Here is an 18,746-nt window from a genome sequence, read left to right as displayed (position 1 = left end):
AATTGAGGTGCAACGTCGTGCGATGGGAGTTAGTAATGCGTTAATGTCGGGTCTACCTGTTGCATCCAGGCCAGTATTCCACCTTCCAGGCTATAAACCTGTGCGCAACCGGCGGCTTGAAGCTGGCGTGTTGCTGTTGCAGAACGACTGCCACTTTTGCAGATGCATACAATCATTCGGTTGCCAACCAATTCATCGTAGTGATCGACCAGTTTATCGAGAGGAATGAGGCGACTATTGCGAATTTGACAGATTTCCCGCTCGTATGGCTCCCGCACATCGATCAGTTGAATATCCGGGGTGTTCTCTAGCAGGGTCGCGAGTTCAGTCGCCGATATCAGCGGGACTGTCGGTTGTATCCCGCAAAAGGCTTCATAATCTATCAGTTCGGTCATGACGGGCTGGTCACCACATATCGGACATAGCGGATCCCGGCTGAGAGTGAGTTCGTCAAAACGCATGTCCAGAGCATGGTATTGCAATAAGCGTCCACTGAGCGTCTGGCCGATTCCAGTGATCAGCTTGATGGTTTCAGTCGTTTGTATCGTCGCGATCATAGCTGGTAACACCCCCAGTACACCGGCCTCGGAGCAGGATGGCATCTGTCCCGGAGTGGGTGGTTCGGGAAACAGACACCGATAACACGGGCCATCAGCATGATGAAAGACGCTCGCCTGCCCCTCAAATTGATAGATGCTGCCATAAACGTAGGGCTTATCCAGCAGAACACAGGCATCGTTGACCAGATAACGGGTTGGGAAATTATCTGATCCATCGACGACCAGATCATAGTTTGCAATCAATGTCATCGCATTATGGCGATTAAGGGGGGTGTGGTGGGAATGTACCGTAATGTGAGGATTCAGCTGTTGTAAATGTACCGCGGCCTGATTTGCCTTGGGCTGACCAATATCTGCAGTTGTGAACAGTACCTGCCGTTGCAGATTGCTGTCTTCTACCACATCGGCATCGACAATGCCGATGGTTCCTACACCTGCCGCCGCAAGATACAAACCGACAGGTGATCCCAGCCCCCCGGCGCCTACCAGCAACACCCGAGCATTTTTAAGTCGACGCTGACCCTCCAGTCCGAATTCAGAGAGTGTCAGGTGGCGGCTGTATCGGCTGAGTTCCTGTGCTGTAAACATGCGGAGATCCTGCTGAACGAAAAGAGACTGGACATAGAGTGCAGCAGTTTAATCGAACTACAGTTGGCGACCCATCCCTTCAGACTGTTTCTTGCGAGTATTCTCAACCCGTTAAAAAGACTGGCCGCCAGGGATGGTGGTTATGCAGTGACTATGCAGGAGCAATTTTCTGCCCATCCATGCGCCCAGGGGATACCATCCTTCCCTGGATATACCCCCTTTCTGCGCATCCATGCGCTCAGGGGATACCATCCTTCCCTGGATATAAAAAAGCCGCCCAGAAGGCGGCAAAGAGTCATAACGACGAACATATTCGATGTGCCGGAGGTGATTGGGCCATCGCCTCCGGCTATTTGTTTAACCAGCCAACTGTTCTTTCATGGCTTGTTCTGTGGCGCTGGCCTGATCGCCAAGTAACAGGTGTACAACGGTTTCGTTGATACGCATCACCCGTTTAACCCCGGCGTTACGCAGCTCAGCTTCGTCCCATTTGACTTGGTCTTTCAATTCCAGACGTAAGCGGCTGGTGGCACAGGCCAGGCAGTCCTGAATGTTGTCTTTGCCACCCAACAGGGTGATCAGACGGTTGGCCAGGGAGCGTTGTTCATCGGATACTCCCGCGACCGTGCTCTGTTGTGCAACTGGAGCCGCAGCAGCCTGGCTGACGGGAGCTGCCATTGGTGCATCCAGTTCAGGCGCTTTACCGGATGCCAGGTATTGGTCAATCGAAGTACGCAAGTTATCGGCTTCAGTACCAAAGATGGCCTGGATCCCGTTCCCAACCTTAATCACACCGGTTGCGCCCAAGGCTTTCAGCCGATCAGCATTGACCTTGTCAGTCTGATGCACTTCCATGCGTAAGCGGGTAATACAGTTATCGACGGTTTTCAGGTTGGAGGCACCACCGAACGCCAGAATAATCTGCCCAACACGGTCATCGTCCGCCACGTTTCCAGTGGTTGTCTGCACAGAGACCAGAGCAACTTCATCTTCCCGGCCGGGTGTTTTCAGGTCCAGTTTAACGATGGCGACACGGAACACTGTGTAATAAACCAGTGCATAAGCAGGGCCTACTACAAAGAACATCAGGAAGTTATGAGACAGGTGGCTGAACAGGAAGAAGTCGATACCACCATGACTGAAGGTCATGCCGTGTTTCATGTCCAGCAGAATAGTGATCGGAAATGCCAGGCCGGCCAGAATGGCATGAATGACATACAATACCGGTGCTACGAACAGGAAGGCGAACTCAATAGGCTCGGTAATCCCAGTCAAAAAGCTGGTCAGTGCGGCGGAAACCATGATGCCACCGATTTTGACACGATTTTCGGGTTTAGCGGTATGCCACATGGCGATGGCTGCAGCAGGCAGTCCCCACATTTTGAACAGATAGCCGCCGGCCATGTTTCCTGCAGTTGGATCACCTGCCAGGTAGCGTTGAATTTCACCGGTAATCCATTGTCCGCCCTGGGCGGTACAGGCTGCTTTGTCGGCCACGCCATTGATTAAATCATGACCTACCTGACAAACCGCACCGGCTTCGAAAAAGAACGGTACATTCCAGATATGATGCAGTCCAAACGGAATCAGTGAACGCTCAACCACGCCATAGATGCCAAATGCCAGGGCCGGATTCTGATACGCCGCCCAGTCAGAAAATGAATTGATCAAATTGCCAATCGGTGGCCAGATAATGGTTAATATCACAGCTGCCACAATGGCACCGAAAGCCGTGATAATGGGGACAAAACGCTTACCGGCGAAAAACCCGAGGTAGGTCGGCAGTTTAATATTGAAGAAGCGGTTGAACATAAACGCCGCAATACCACCGGCGACGATGCCGCCGAGTACCCCGGTATTGATCAGTTTGTCTATCAACTCAGGGTTGGTTTGTAAGTCTATATGATAAATGCTGCCGGCGATGGTCGGGCCCATTGCCTTCATTGCAGCCGTCATCACGTAATAGCCCACAGTGGCGGCGAGGGCAGACACACCATCATTATTGGTAAAGCCCAGTGCCACACCGATAGCAAAGATCAATGGCAGGTTGCCGAACACGGCATCACCGGACTGTTTCATCACGCTCAGAATCAGTGCCAGTAGCTGAGGCACTTCACCCAGATGGGACCAGTCTGCGCCACCGATACCCAGCAGGATGCCGGCGACCGGTAACACAGATACCGGTAGCATCAGCGACTTGCCGACTTTTTGCAAAACTGCAAAGGATTGCTTCCACACACTCATAGAGATTGCTCCTGATTATTTTATTTGTTGAAACTGTTTGTTATCAGCTGACGCACTTCAGAAGCGGACGAAAGCATTAAAGCCTGGTCCGCCAGTCGTCTGCAGTCACTAAAATCGAGGTTTCGAATATTGGCTTTTACGTCGGCAACTACCGGAATGCTGACCGATAATTCTGTCACGCCCAGACCTACCAGTAATGCAGTAGCCAGGGGGTCACCAGCGACGCCACCACAAATACCCACCCATTTGTCGTGTTTTTGAGCCCCGTCGCATGTCTGTTTGATCAGCCGCAATACCGCTGGGTCCAGAGCATCGATCAACGGTGCCAGCTTTGGATGACCACGATCCATGGCGAGGGTGTACTGGGTCAGGTCATTGGTACCGATGGAAAAGAAATCAGCTTCAGCGGCCAGAACATCCGCCATCAATGCCGCAGATGGCACTTCAATCATGATGCCGACAGGAACAGGGGCAACGCCCAGAGACTGGCGCTCCTGTTCCAACAACTCTTTGGTCAGCCGGAGTTCGTGCAGGCTGCTGATCATCGGTAGCAGTATATGAATGGCTCCGTGTTCGGAAGCCCGTAAAATGGCACGTAGCTGCTGGCGTAACAGCAACGGTTTATCCAGCCCAATACGAATTCCCCGTTGCCCGAGGAAGGGGTTGTCTTCGGCCGGCAGTGGCAGATATGGCAATGGTTTGTCACCGCCGACATCCAGAGTTCGAACGATCAGCGGCTGTCCGGGTTGAAGAGTTTCCAGAGCCTGGCGATAAATACGGTATTGTTCTTCCTCATCGGGTGCGGTAGCACATTGAAGAAACAGAAACTCGGAACGCAGTAGACCAATGCCATCGGCTCCACCCGTAATGGCTTTGGTGACTTCTGCAGTGCTGCCGGCATTGGCTGCCACGGCGATGGTGTGACCGTCGCGGGTCGTGGCCGCTAACGCTACCTGCTCCAAATTGGCCTGATGTTGTTGGGCGCGGGTATCGAGTTGAAGGCGGATGTCCTCAAGAGCCTTGCTGTCTGGGGTTAGCTGCAGGTTGCCGTTATCTGCATCCAGAATCACTTCGGTGCCGTTGGCCAGTTCCAGTACCCGGCGCTCGACACCTGCCAGTGCCGGCAGGTTCATGGCTCTTGCCAGAATGGCGGTGTGTGACGTTGGGCCACCACCAGTGGTGCAGATGCCGATCACTTGTTTGAGATCGATGTTGGCGGTATCTGATGGTGTCAGATCTTCGGCTACCAAAATGGTGTTTTCGGGGAGAGCCTGTTCCTCATTTGATAATCCCAGGATGAGCTTCAGGACTCTGCGTCCCACATCCTGCAGATCGGCAGCGCGTTCTGCCAGCATAGGGTTGTTGAGTTTTTTGAGTCGGTTAACTTGCATGTTGACCGCTGTTTGCCAGGCAAAAGCTGCACTTTTACCGGCTCGAACATCGGCAGTGGCATGGTCATACAAATCCGGATCGCTCAATAATTCCTGATGGGCGACAAAAATCTGTGCCCGCTCCGGCTGACCGGCATCGATGAGTCGCTGTTCCAATTCAACCAGTTGCAACCGGGCGTCATAGAGGCATTGGTCCAGCATGACAATTTCATGCTCAAACCGACCACCCTGCTCAGGATATTCAAAACGTTCTTCGCGACGCTGAAAAATGCGCCCAAATGCCAAGCCCGCTGAGGCAGAAGTGCCAGTGATTCGGTTTGGGTCATCAGATGGTGGAAACAGCAGTGAGGGTTCCTGGTCGTAGTCGATAGCCGCTGCGGTATTGACCTGGGTAACGTCTTCACCCAGACCGGACTGTACGGCTTCACTGAGTTGTTCCAGTGCGATACTTGCCTGAGCACCGCGGGCGAACAGTGTGATGGCGTCACCGAGACGTATGTTCAGCGCCATAATAGCTGTCAGGCTCCGGCCATTGACTCTCTGGCCATGACATTCAAGTTCGATGTGAGCGCTAAACTGTTTGGCCAGTTGAACCAATGTCGCGCAGGGACGGGCATGCAAACCGGACGGATTGGGAATCAGTAGTGGTCGTGAGGCCAGCCATTCGCCGGTTTCTGTTTCAGACTCGCCAGTATCGGCGTTCTGCAGCTCGACCTCCAGCAGAGGGGCCATGGCCTCGATATCGTCAATGGATGGCTGATGGAGACGTTTCACCAGTTCGCCATTAGCCAGAATAATCTCAGTCATCAGACTTTTGGCCTGGCAGGCAATGTCATCAGCTGCGAATTCTATCAGTGGTGTACCTTTAGAGACCTCGGTCCCGGTGCTGACTAATGGCTTAAACCCTTTGCCTTTCAACAGCACGGTATCAATACCGATATGCAGCAGTACTTCAAGTCCGCTGGCATGTTTAATCGTAACGGCGTGTCCGGATGAGTGCAGCTGCTGTACCACACCGTCAAAGGGTGCGAGCAAGACGTTGTCAACCGGGTCGATGGAGATACCATCGCCGATCATCTTTTCAGCAAAAACTGGATCAGGGACCTGCTCCAGGGGATATACCGAGCCTGCCAGTGGTGCATAAATAACCAGACGTCCGGGCGTAGCCTGATGAGCGGCTGAAGTGGTAAGCGATTGAGTCGACATGGGACCCTCCTGTTGTTCTTTGGCGCGCATTGTTACAACAACAGGTTTCGTTTTTGCTGACCGGGGTCAGATAAAAACCAAGCATTACGCTAGGTTACTCTACTTTACTGTGCGACAGAAATAATGGCCTTTTGTTAGAGTCTGTTACATTTCGATGTCGGTCTGTTCGAACTGAAAATTGATATGCTTCTTTGGCATGAAATTCTGTTGTAGGTCACAAATACCGATACCTTATGTAAAATTTTGCCAACAAGCACTCAGACATTTCATGGCGTTTTAATATTGCTCATCAGCTGCAGAGTACAATCGGGCCACTACTATAGCTGTCAATTTAAAGGTGACATTTATGCCCGCTTATAGAAACGTTCGTTGCGGACTGTTATGGCTGTTGGTTTGCATTAGTACAAATGTTATGGCGCTATCAAACGGCGTCTACACAATTACTTCAAAGCACAGTGGTAAACGGGTTGAAGTGATTAATGGTGCTTCAGATAACGGTGCCAATATTCAGCAGTGGCCGGCCAATGGCTATGACGCTCAGCGTTGGCTGATTACTCATGTCGAAGGTGACTACTACTCACTGATCAACCTGAGCAGTGGCAAGGCAATGGAAGTCTATGACTTTGGTACCAGTGATGGCGCTAATGTGTCGCAATGGGAGTATCTGGCTAACCATACTCAGCAGTGGAGAGTGAAACAGGAACGTAACGGTTACTACAGTTTTATCAACCGTAACAGCGGCAAAGCGTTGGATCTCTATAACTTTAATACTGCCAATGGTGCCAATATTGCCCAATGGAGCTATAACGGTTCTGATGCCCAGTTGTGGTCATTGTCGCAGTTGGGAACCACAGGGCAGCCGGGATGGGATCCCTCAACCACTAATGGTGCAACCGATCATTGGTCTCTGAGCGGTAATCTGGTGACCCATGATCCGACGTTGGCGTACGAGAATGGTAACTGGTGGGTGTTCCAGACCGGACCGGGTATATATTCCAAACACTCGAGCAATGGTACGCAGTGGACCGGTGGAAATGGGGGTGTTTTTCCAAATGGGCTGAGCTGGTGGAGACAGTATGTGCCTGGTCATGATGGCCAAGATGTCTGGGCGCCGGATGTGAAATCCTATAATGGCCGCACCTGGATGTACTATTCAATATCCACTTTTGGCTCCAATGTGTCCGCTATCGGGCTGGCGTCCACAAGCAGTATCAGTTCCGGTCGCTGGCGTGATGATGGACTGGTTGTCAGTAGTAATCGCTCTCAAAATTTCAATGCAATTGATCCGGACCTGGTTGTAGATGCCGATGGTAATCCATGGCTGGCATTCGGATCTTTCTGGTCAGGTATTCAGTTGACCCGTTTGAATCCATTAACCATGAAACCCTACGGACCACAATACAATATCGCTTATCGTGGAAATGAAGGTATTGAAGCTCCGAGCATTATTTATCGCCGGGGTTACTATTATTTATTTGTATCGGTCGGAAAATGTTGCCAGGGAACCAGCAGTACTTACCAGATTCGCTATGGCCGGGCGACAGACATTCGCGGGCCTTATCTGGATAAGAATGGTCGCGATCTTTTGTCCGGTGGTGGCAGTTTGCTGGATGGAGGTAACAACCGGTGGATTGGCCCGGGTGGGCAGGATATTCTCAATACCGATGTCATTGTTCGCCATGCTTACGATGCCAGTGACGACGGGACGCCTAAATTGTTGATCAGTATTCTGAACTGGGATTCAAACGGTTGGCCACGATACTGACCATCAGTACAGATCTAGCGAATTAGCATACAAACAGATTGGCCGTCATTCATTTATGACGGCCACTGATCAATATCACAAAAAACCACTCTCGGAGCTTTGCCAATTGTCTTTGCAGCACCTACACTTGCTGCTCGTAAAATATCTATTAAAAAGTCAAGGAAGCAGCTTATGCACGCGGTACGTATTGGTATTAATGGCTTTTGGATCAGCCTTTTGGTATTGCTTTCGAGCTTCATTAATGCCGCCGACTTTTATATCTCCGATGTCAGTGAAACCACTCAGGATAATGCACCGGCACTGGTTATCCGCTTAACCGGTGCAGTGGACCCCGGCACTGATTTGTCCCGTTATATTTCTGTCACACCAGCACCAGCTGATGGTAGTCAATGGTATACCCAGGGAACTGGACGCCAGTGGGTTTTACCGTTCGTAGAACCCAGTACCCGTTACCAGGTGAAGGTGACCAAACCGCTGACATCGGTTAGTGGTGATGTACTGTCGAAAGTGGACAGTCGTGGCGACAGCCACGCTTTTAACTGGACCGTTGATACCCGGGCATTAACTCCCGGGGCCAGTTTTGCCAGTAGCGGCACATTTTTGGTTGGTAATATCAAAGATGGTATTCCGGTGACGGTCGTGAACCAACCTGAGGTGGATTTGGATGTGTTCCGGGTCCGTGATCAGGATATGAACCGTTTTATCGGTGAAACTTATTTTAAAGGCCGGATGTATTACGATTCGTTGTCAGGCCTGAGGGAATATGCTGATCTGGTGCATACCGCCCGCTATACCAATCAAGCCCGTGCCAATCAACGTACCACCTATAACTTTAGTCTTGATCCGGTTCTGGAGAAAAAAGAACCAGGTATCTATGTTGCGGTGATTCGCCAGCCCGGTGAGTATGCATACCGTTATGACACTACCTATTTCACTATTACTGACATAGGCCTGCATGTTCGCAAGTATAAACAGTCCCTGATGGTCTATGCCAATTCGATTACGACTGGCGAACCGCTGAAAAACGTCAACTTGCGGTTCTGGTGGCGGGAGCGGAATAATCAGACTGCCCGTGAACAAAGTGCCCGTACGTCCCAAAATGGTAGCTATCAATTATCCACCAATGATCTACCTAATATCATCATTGCTGAGCAGGGAGACCAGATCAGCTTTTTGAGATTGGATCAAGGCGAGCTGGACCTTTCTTCCTATCCCAATGTGCCCAGCCTGCATCAGCCGTTCCAGGCATTTTTGTATGGTCCGAGGGATTTGTATCGGCCCGGTGAACAGGTTGATATCAACATGCTGTTGCGTGACTTTGATGGCCGTAAAGTCCGGAATATGCCACTAAAAGCATTCTTGTGGAATGCTCGTGGAGAACAGAAACAGAAGTTTACCTGGAGCCCCAATGACAGTGGCTTGTATCAGACCCGTTTCGAGCTGGATGAAAATGCTCCGACCGGAGACTGGCGCCTGGAAGTCAGGATTGACGGCCAATACGAGGCATATCACTTCCAGGTGGAAGAATTCCTGCCGGAAACCCTGACCCTGAGCTTCTATGACGGGGATCGCAATCAGACCCGTTACACGCCTAAAGGCGAATTTCAGGTACCGATTCAGGGGGACTACCTGTATGGCGCACCGGCGGCCGGCAACGATGCTGACGCTGTAGTGACTGTTTCTCCAGCGAACAAAATTTTCCCCGACCTCAAAGGGTTTTATTTTGGTGACTCCGAAGCGAATGTCCGGACTCGTAATACCAATCTGGACCCAATCAAGCTTGATAACTCTGGTCATGGAGAGCTGGTCGTACCCGATTATTGGTCGGATATAAAAGTACCACTCAACTTCAGTATCAGTGCCAGTGTGTATGAGAATGGTGGTCGTCCGATTACCCGTACTCAGAATGTGATTCAGTTGCCTGCATACAGCAAACTGCCCGGTGTTCAGCCACAGTTTGAGGATCGTCCGCCTTCCAATCAGACTCTGCAGTTTAAACTGCTAAGCGTTGACGCCAGTGGTGAACCGGTTCGCGACACCTTAAATGTCCGGTTATTACGTGATCATCGCGAGTATTTCTGGCAGTACGACAGCTCCCGTGGCTGGTATTGGGATTATCAGGCTAACCGTTATGTGACTGCGTCAGAAACCATCGAAGTCAAGGATCAACCGGTGACGGTGGATTTCCCGGTGGAATGGGGACGTTATGATCTGGAGGTCACCTCCAGTTCCGGTGCTATCACCTTGTATCACTTCAGAACCCAATGGAGCTGGTCTAACCAGGAAAGCACAAATCTGAAGCCGGATATGATTCAAATGTCTCTTGACCAGAGCCATTACGCTCCGGGTGATACCGCTCGCCTGCGACTGAACAGTCCGATCAGTGGTTCGGCAATTATTAACGTGGAGTCCAGTGATGGTGTGGAGTACACCCTGAACCAGTCGGTTTACAAAGGTGAAAACCAAGTCAGTGTTGAGTTGCCAAAACAGTGGAACCGTCATGATCTGTACCTGACAGCGATGGTGCTGACGCCTGCGGATCAGGTCAGTGAAGTCGCACCGACCCGGGCTCTGGGTATTATTCATCTGCCGTTACGACGCAGCGATGCGGTGGCGGAAGTGGAGCTGACAACCCCGGAGAAAATTGAACCGAACAAGTTAGTCAGTGCTCACCTTAAAGTTACCAATCGGGACCAGTTAGGCAGCCAGAAGCTGTTTGCCACCGTAGCTTTGGTTGATAAAGGTGTATTGAACATTACCCGCTACCAGGCGCCGAAGCCGGAGCAGTATTTCTTTGCTCCACGCCGGTTTGAAGCCAGCTACTACGATATTTATGGCAAGATCATCAATAACCTGGGCTACGACATGATTCGTCAGCGGTTTGGGGGTGATATGTTTGCCGATGCAATGGAGATGGCGGAATTGAGCCGCGGGGGTGAAAAACCCAAAACCGAGGTTCAGATTGTTTCCTTCTTCAGTGAGCCGGTGGAGCTGGTGGATGGCGAGGCAGATGTCAGCTTCCAGTTGCCCAACTTCAACGGCAAACTGGAATGGATGGTTGTGGTCTTTGGTGATGATTCATATGGCAGTGCGCAATCCGAGACAATTGTCGCAGACAAAGTGGTCACTCAGATTTCCATGCCACGGTTTATTGCTATGGGCGATCAGAGTCAGCTCAGTTTCGATCTACACAACCTTTCCGGGATGAATCAGCAACTTGATGTGACGGTGAATGTCAGTGGCGAAATCTTCTCCACCGGCCTGAAACAAACCGTTACCCTGGCTGACCGGCAAAAAGCGGTGATTCCGGTTCCCATCACCGGAGGTTTGCATGAAGGTCAGGGGGTGATTCACCTGCAGGCCAGTAATGGCAGTGATATCAACGTTGATCGTACCTGGAAACTCGGGGTTCGCAGCCCATTCCCCTGGCAGACCGAGTATCAGAGCGCCGTTATCGATGCTAATGGCAGCTGGCAGCCTCAGGTGGATATCAGTAATCTGCGTCCGGATACCGTACAGGCATTGATGACCGTCTCCAATCGCCCGGCGATCAATTTCCGTAGCCATTTGGAGTATCTGCTGCACTATCCGTATGGTTGTCTGGAGCAAACCACCAGCTCCACTTATCCATGGGTATTGCTGGATACGGCGACAGTGCAGGACCTGGGGCTGACAGACAGTTTCAAAAACCGCTTTGATCAGCCATTCAGTGATGAGTTCCGCTTACAACAGATTGCTGCGGGTATTGAACGCCTGAAAAGCAAGCAGTTCGCGAACGGTGGTTTTGGTTATTGGGATGCGGCCAGTTCTGAGTCCCGTTGGGGTACGGCATATGCCACTGAGGTATTGGTGGACGCACGTCGTCAGGGTGTTAAGGTTGATTCTGATACTCTTGATCGTGCTCTCAAGCGTCTGGACAGCTATCTGCGTGCAAATGCGTTTGATGACGACGGTTGGAGCGACAGTAACGAATATTACGGCTTTGCTGTACGGGCTTATTCTGCCTATGTCATGGCCAAAGCCGGAACCGCCAATTTAAGCCTGGTTCGCCGACTGTATGATGATGGGATGGAGAACCAGAATGACAGACGCTCTGTCCGGGCCCGTATCCGTTCTTCCGGTCTAGCCTGGATGCATCTGGCGGCGGCTTTGAATCTATTGAATGATCATGATCGGGCCAAGCGCGCCAATGATGCAGCTCTTTCTATCAAGCGTGAACGTTATCGTTACTACCGGGATTACGGGTCAACCATGCGCGACACCGCACTGAGTCTGGCGATCGCCCTGGAACAGGGCCTGGACGAAGGTTCTCTGGCCCAGGATCTGGTGGATATCCTGCAAAATGAGCGCTGGTTCAGCACCCAGGAGCGTATTGCTCTGGCCAAGGTTGCGCTGTTCTATTCCAAATCCGGTAAGCAGTGGCAGGGTAAACTCATTGCCAAGACAGCTCAGCAGACCTTAAACCAGAACCGGCCGTTCAACACGTTGCTCGATGCCGATCAGTTGACCAGTCTGCAGCAGGTTGAAGCCGTAGATCAAAAACTATATGCCACGCTGGCATATCAGGGAGCCCCAAGAACGGCTCCGGAACCTTATAGTAATGGTCTGCATATCGTGCGTCGTTACTACGACCTTAATGGCCAGCGTATTACCCCGAGCAACCTGACCAGTGGCGAGTTGATCGTGGTGGGCCTGACGATCTCAACCGACGAGAATCTGCGTATTCCGGACGCGCTGGTCGTTGACCTGCTGCCGGCCGGTCTGGAACTGGAAAACCAGAATCTGAGTAATGCCAGTGTCGACCTGGATAACGTCAAGATTGACGATGAATCGCTGGGACACTATTTCCGCGAATACCGCACGCAATACCAGGAGTACCGTGATGACCGCTACGTTGCCGCCATCAGTGTCGACAGCTGGAGTTCAACGAAACTGTATTATCTGGTACGGGCAGTAACACCAGGTACTTATCAGGTACCTAATCCGTATGTGGAAGATATGTATCGTCCGAACTATCGCTCCGTTGGTACAACTCTGGATACGCTGGTGATTCAACCTCGTTGATCGAACAAGGGGCGGCCGGACTGAGTCGCCCCACCTTTTCCTACCCAATTAAGCCATTTTTGTCTGATAGCATGGCTCATTAACAGACAGAATTTTCTTGTTTCCCTTTTTCATTTTCCGTTCTCGAATCACGGTTTTTGGGTTTGTCTGCATAGACCCGCAGTCATTCTTCAAATGTCAAAATGCCGGTGCTTTGTAAAACTAAATATTAATCAGATAACTGCTTTTGCTTTGTTCCAGAATGCTCAGAGGTTTGTAAGTGGGCAGGAGGCTGAGGGCTGGACGACGATACTGATTAGGTATTCGCGTCAGGAGCGGTTATTGGGTAAAAACGCTTGAACGACAGGTCAAGAAATGAAAAGAGCAGATCGTTGTGAATACGGATCTGCTCAGATCGTCTCGCTACATCATGTAAGCGCCTTTGCGCATATTCTTGGAAAGGCTCAGTGCGGCTTTTTCTGAGCTCATGTTTGGATCATGAAAGAATGCAGAGATCGAATTATTAAAGGCTGCCTGAACCAGTTCAGTGGCAGCTAACCCGTGGGCAATGCTCGGTAGTTCGGCATTTGTGGCCTCAGCATTCAACAGCTCCTGCTTACTCATTTGGGCGCATATATCAAACCCTTCCAGATCAAGATCCTGTCGCGCTGGAATCGATCCTTTGTAGCGATTATAGGTTAGCTGGAAGTTACTGCTCATGATCGCGCTGGCGAGATCTTTTTGGGCAACAGCTTCCTGAGCATTGTGTAGTTTAAACATGGCGAGGGAGTCGACATTATAGAGAAACTGATTACGTGTCTGCATAACCGGTGCACAGATATAATCTTTCATCGGAACTTTTCCAGCAACAGAGAACTCTCCCTTGGCCCAGTCTCCCATAAACTGGAATGTTGCTTCGCTATCAATCACCAGCTTAGTGGCTCTGTTCCAACTGCTGTCAGAATCCATATAAAGATAAGGCTGTAATTTGCGCGCCATATCGAACACCCGGCTCATTTCCGGGCTCTTGATGGCACTGTAGTCAAGTTCAGCGATTGCTTTTCGATACAGTTCCGGTCCACCAACGGACAGAATCATCGATTCAAACATTGTTCCCAATTGATCGGCTTCGTCACCAATGGCAACAACATGATATCCGGCTGCTTTGATTTTTTCTGCCGTTGCAAAAAACTCCGGCCATGTTTCTGGCATTTTGGCACCGACCTTATCCAGAATTTTCTTATTGGCCCATATCCAGTTGGTTCTGTGGATACCTACCGCTGCTGCGGCATAGTGCCCTTTAAACTTGATCGCATCTTCTGCAGCGTGGAAAAGCGTATCATCCCAGTGCCCGGCTGCTGCAATGTCGTCGATGTTTTGCAGGAAACCAAGCCGTTCCCAGCGCTGAAGATTGAATTTCTTCATCATTGCAGCTGCCGGTGCTTTTCCTTGAATGATGCGCTGTTTTAAAACCCCCTGAGCATTGTCTCCTCCTGTTTGAACAGCAAAATCCTTCCAGGTGTGACCGCGTTCAGCCAGCATCGATTTTAGAACTTCCACCGCTTTTGCTTCACCCTCGGAAGTCCAGGAATGTAGAACCTCCACTGTTGCGGCTGTCGCGATTGTGGAACAGGAATACACAGCAAAAGCCGCTGATAATTTGAACAAGAAATTCATGTTTTACTCCAACTGTATCTTTTATTTTTTTTTGCAGTAGAGATTGCAGAGCGCTTATTTGTAGTTGATAACCAGGCATCCTTCAATAGCATTTCTGTTATTCTCAGGATAATTTTCTGTTTATAAACCTCTAACGTTGAATGGAGAATGAAACATTAATGTGAAAAAAGCTACCGTGCCGTTGTGAGTACCAGTCTCGACTGCGGAAGGGGAATTCATGGTTATTACACATGTTATGTAACCACACTATGGTGTTATGAATACCCAATGGCTTCCATATTTGATCCGAAAAAGTGTGACTTTAATCACTCTAATGGTGGTGCAGGTGGTTTAGAAGCGGACAATACTTTTTGACAGCTTAGTTTGAGCCATCGACTGATCGGAGCTGAAAGCAGGTAGGGAATGTTGTAATGATCAATCATGCGTAGCGCAATGATTGGGCCCAAAATGGCGACAATACACCCCAGTAGCAGATGAACAATAATATCATGTATACCAAGGAAACTTTTCAAAATTACTCTGGTGCCACTTCCAGCCAGCGTATGCATCAGGTAGATCGCCATTGATGCATAACCCAGAAACGCGAAAGTCCGGTAGTATTTCCGGGCCAGAAAAGCAGAAAGTGATACCACTGCCATAATAGAAATCAGAGCAAGCAGAAGTGACAGGACTCCTTTATCTTTGAAGTTTAATGACAGATAACCGTGAAATAGATATTGACTGCCAATGAATGCCGCTAACATTGGTAACAGCACATAGGGCGAGGCAAAATGTTCGGCGCGGAAATACTGCGAGAATACGATGCCAAACGCAAAAAAGACAAAATGGCGCGAGACATAAGTGGAGATGATGTCCGGCGGCATGTAGGTGTGAAAAATGTGAGCCATTGCCGCCAGTATAAATATCGGTAATGTCAGTTTTTCGGGGACCAGAGAAAAAATGAGAGAAGCAGCCACAAAAACAAAAAACAGTGCATAAAGGAACCAGAATTGGGCTCTGGGTGACCATAAAAGAGTAAACACGTCACTGAAAGTCAGCTGGCCGTTGGTATAACGGGATAGCACGACTTCTATACATCCCTGAAGAATAGACCACAACACATACGGATAAAAAATTGTGTCTATCTTACTCAGTACCAGCTGACCTCCGCCCCGTTTTGAGAATGAGTGTTGGAAAAAAAGCCCAGACAGGAAAAAAAACAAAGGCATATGAAAGCTGTAGACAATACTGTCTGTCAGTTGATATATACCAAACAACTGCTCTGGGATAACGATGCCCCCATTTTCGAGCCCTCGAGCCACATGTCCATACACCACTAGCAGAATGCCAATGGCTTTAGCATAATCCACCCAATATGTTCGACTTTCCATGATTCTATTTCCCCGGTAATAAATAGAGTGCTCTTATCCCTTTGACTGGGTTTTCATTGGCAATGGGTCCACAGTGTTACAGCCAGTATTTATAAATATGATGACTAATATAGCGATTATGGATGTCACTAATCCAGTGCTTTATCATCCTTCCTGGCAAGTTGTGATGCATTTCTGACACCTATAGCGTGAAAACTAAAATAGGCTTGGAGCAGGTTTTCAATGTTTACTTTGGATATTTGGCGAAAGGTTCAAAAGCGCAGCTTTGGCCGAAAAATGAGGTACGGGTTATTGGTGTTTATCCTTCTGACAAGTTAACAGCGTATTAGTGTTCATGCAAACCAACTTTCAGACGAAGTGGCTCTCTTGTAATGCTTTGGGAAGTGAGTAGGTCTTGTGGATATGGATTGTTTTCAGAAAATCTGTGCGGTGACCGTTATTATGTAAATGATTTTCCTACCGCAATGTTAAGGAATCTCTGAAAAATGGCCTGTTTTCGCGCAGGACGTTGTTGGCCCCAGTCTCACATTCTCATTTACGCCAGTAAATTGCGGTGTTGCGAGTTGTGCTTCCTCGCTTGCATAAAAACGATTCCTATTTTTAGAGGTCCCTTAATTGTTCAATCATAACAAACAGCTTGATGTCACTTCCTTTGTACTGAATAGCCACTGATTCTTTCCTCTACGGCAATGATTTATCAAAAACTGTGATCCTGCAGTTATCGTTAGGATACTTTAATCAGACTTTGGCTCGTTGCCATTTCATTGGGATTACAGCCCGGTAATCCCTCTGGAATTTCGAGTCCGAGTTCACAGTAATATTTGATCCAGCCAGGATGGAATGAATCGCTGCCAGATTGTTTGAACGTCATTGGTTTTAATGTAAACAATCCTGTATCAGCAAAAAGATGATAGATGAACTCGGAGCAGTAAAAGCCCTGATGATCCAGAATATAACTGTGATTATAAGGTTGGCCTATTAAGGTCCGGGCTAGAGTCAGAGCGTTGCCGATATGTCTTTGGTATGGCGGTGTGAGCCGATAGACGCTGATGTCCAGTACATCATTCTGCTCTGATAGCCGAAATTCCGACAGCGCCTGACGACAAACACCGTTATGGGGATCAGCGTGATAAATATAGACCCGGTGATCTACGACTTCAGCTATGCCCATGTGAGTGTAATGGTTAAAGTGACCTGTCTGGGTGACTTCGTTGATGGCTTCTGCGAGGTCGCTTTGAGCTGCCGATCGAAACACAATATCACCATTCATCGGATGATGGTTCATGACCGGTTGTTTGACTCCAGTGTCGCGTCATAAAACAGAGGGTTGTTTCGTGGACACCCTTTTGGCAGCTGTGTGTTGATATCCATTTTCCTGGTTTGCTGCTGGGGTTTAAGGCCCAGACGCATAAATAACTGACGATCATTTTCCACATCCGGATTACCCGTAGTCAACAGCCTGTCTCCATAAAATATTGAATTGGCACCGGCCATAAACGCCAGCGCCTGCATTGTATCATTCATCTGTTCTCTTCCGGCTGACAGGCGCACGTAAGACTCAGGCATCATAATTCGGGCGACGGCAATGGTACGAATGAAATCCAGAGGGTCGAGCGCTTGCTGTTGGGCCAAAGGCAATCCTTCAACCTTAACCAGTTGATTGATGGGGACACTTTCAGGATGAGGCTGCAGTTTGGCCAGCTGTACTAACATTGCTGCACGATCATCAACCTCTTCGCCCATGCCGAGTATGCCGCCGGAGCAGATTTTCATCCCGGATGCCCTTACATGAGCCAGAGTGTTCAATCGATCCTGATAAGTTCGGGTAGTAATGATTTCGCCGTAATATTCCGGTGAGGTATCGAGATTATGGTTGTAGTAATCAAGACCGGCATCGGCCAGTTCGCTAGCCTGTCGAGCATCAAGCATGCCTAAGGTCATACAGGTTTCCAACCCAAGAGCTTTAACCCGCCGGATCATTTCCAGCACGTAAGGCATATCCTTATTGCTTGGTGAACGCCATGCTGCTCCCATACAAAAACGACTGGCACCGGCTTGCAGTGCGGCTTTGGCCTGTGTGACAACCGTTTCAATTTCCAGCAGCTTTTCTTTCTCCAAACCTGTTTGATAATGGCCACTTTGCGGACAATACTTGCAGTCTTCCGGACAGGCTCCTGTCTTGATTGACAGCAATGTACTGACTTGTATTTCATTGGGATCAAAATGTTGGCGGTGAACTTGTGCTGCTTTAAACAACAGGTCGTTGAATGGTAATCGCAATAATGTGATGACGGATTGTATCGTCCAGTCATGTCTGCAGATCTCGCTGTGTTTGACTTCTGAAGAATTACTCAATGATGGCATGGAAGAGGATATTTCCTGAGCTGTTTTGGGCCAAATATAGTCCAGTGCCCAGTCGAAAAAGTCACGCTAATCGCCGGTGACATACTAGCACTTTCGAATGGTGGCATTCTTGCCTTCTTTCGTAGCTGATCAATAGGTAGTCGATCAATAGATAGAATAAAGAATATTTCAGGGTAATGAGTCAAGGCGAAGCGTGCCAATGAAATCATCGAACGACGACTGATAATACGACTATTGAAGGACTTAATATCTAACACATATTTTAATAACCTATTACTTTGGCCAAAATATAATTGGCATAAATATCAAGCATTTATCAGGCCGATGATCGCCTGAGATGATGCTGAGTAATGGACCTTGGCTTGTTGAATCATCAGAACCGGTCTACTCGTCAAACTAAGGAGCAAGTATGTTCAGGAATATGAGGCTGCTGAGTAGCCTGTTATTGGGTTTAGGCAGTGTTGCAGCTTATTCCGCGGAGCCCGTGTCGGTATTTGATCAATTATCCTCTCCCGTCCCTTCCACGTTTAAAGATTTC

At 49.3% G+C, this 18,746-nt stretch carries 9 protein-coding genes; 2 read left to right on the top strand and 7 right to left on the bottom strand.

From position 1 onward, the window contains the following. Positions 1–29: 29 nt before the first annotated feature. The 3 genes from moeB to ptsP all read right to left on the bottom strand — a co-directional run bounded on the left by moeB (position 30) and on the right by ptsP (position 5,989). Positions 30–1,148, bottom strand: coding sequence for a molybdopterin-synthase adenylyltransferase MoeB (gene moeB, locus ACQY6I_RS21335; protein WP_428243542.1), 1,119 nt, complete (start codon positions 1,146–1,148; stop codon positions 30–32). 357 nt (positions 1,149–1,505) lie between these two features. Then, the gene (gene ptsG / locus ACQY6I_RS21330; RefSeq protein ID WP_428243541.1) at positions 1,506–3,392 is read right to left on the bottom strand and encodes a PTS glucose transporter subunit IIBC; all 1,887 of its coding nucleotides are present in this window, start codon (positions 3,390–3,392) and stop codon (positions 1,506–1,508) included. Positions 3,393–3,412: 20 nt separating this feature from the next. Then, entirely contained in the window at positions 3,413–5,989 is a 2,577-nt protein-coding gene (ptsP, locus tag ACQY6I_RS21325) for a phosphoenolpyruvate--protein phosphotransferase (protein WP_428243540.1), read from the bottom strand. Positions 5,990–6,335: 346 nt separating this feature from the next. Here ptsP and ACQY6I_RS21320 point away from each other — a divergent pair, with 346 nt between their 5' ends. Then, a complete protein-coding gene (locus tag ACQY6I_RS21320; protein ID WP_428243539.1) occupies positions 6,336–7,754 on the top strand; it encodes a family 43 glycosylhydrolase in 1,419 nt (472 codons plus the stop codon). Between the two features lie 171 nt (positions 7,755–7,925). Continuing rightward, positions 7,926–12,818 (top strand): alpha-2-macroglobulin family protein, encoded by a 4,893-nt coding sequence (locus ACQY6I_RS21315; RefSeq protein ID WP_428243538.1) that lies wholly within the window; start codon positions 7,926–7,928, stop codon positions 12,816–12,818. 402 nt (positions 12,819–13,220) lie between these two features. On the opposite strand, the gene ACQY6I_RS21310 is transcribed toward ACQY6I_RS21315, so the two are convergent. From ACQY6I_RS21310 to bioB, 4 genes are all read right to left on the bottom strand, one after another. After that, positions 13,221–14,474 carry an ABC transporter substrate-binding protein gene (locus ACQY6I_RS21310; protein ID WP_428243537.1) on the bottom strand — a complete coding sequence of 418 codons (1,254 nt, stop codon included), beginning with the start codon at positions 14,472–14,474 and terminating at the stop codon, positions 13,221–13,223. A gap of 305 nt (positions 14,475–14,779) precedes the next feature. Beyond that, complete coding sequence (locus tag ACQY6I_RS21305) at positions 14,780–15,844, bottom strand: acyltransferase family protein (protein WP_428243536.1); 1,065 nt, start codon at positions 15,842–15,844, stop codon at positions 14,780–14,782. Between the two features lie 724 nt (positions 15,845–16,568). Next, positions 16,569–17,129, bottom strand: a complete 561-nt coding sequence (locus tag ACQY6I_RS21300; RefSeq protein ID WP_428243535.1) for a YiiX/YebB-like N1pC/P60 family cysteine hydrolase — start codon at positions 17,127–17,129, stop codon at positions 16,569–16,571. Continuing rightward, positions 17,126–18,208, bottom strand: a complete 1,083-nt coding sequence (gene bioB, locus ACQY6I_RS21295; protein ID WP_428243534.1) for a biotin synthase BioB — start codon at positions 18,206–18,208, stop codon at positions 17,126–17,128. Before bioB ends, ACQY6I_RS21300 begins: the two co-directional genes overlap by 4 nt. Between the last annotated feature and the right edge of the window lie 538 nt (positions 18,209–18,746).

It is taken from the genome of Gynuella sp. (genome assembly GCF_050297175.1).
Classification (GTDB): Bacteria; Pseudomonadota; Gammaproteobacteria; order Pseudomonadales; family Natronospirillaceae; genus Gynuella.
The sequence above is the reverse complement of the archived record's forward strand: the minus strand, read 5'-3'. Positions and strand labels throughout refer to the sequence as shown.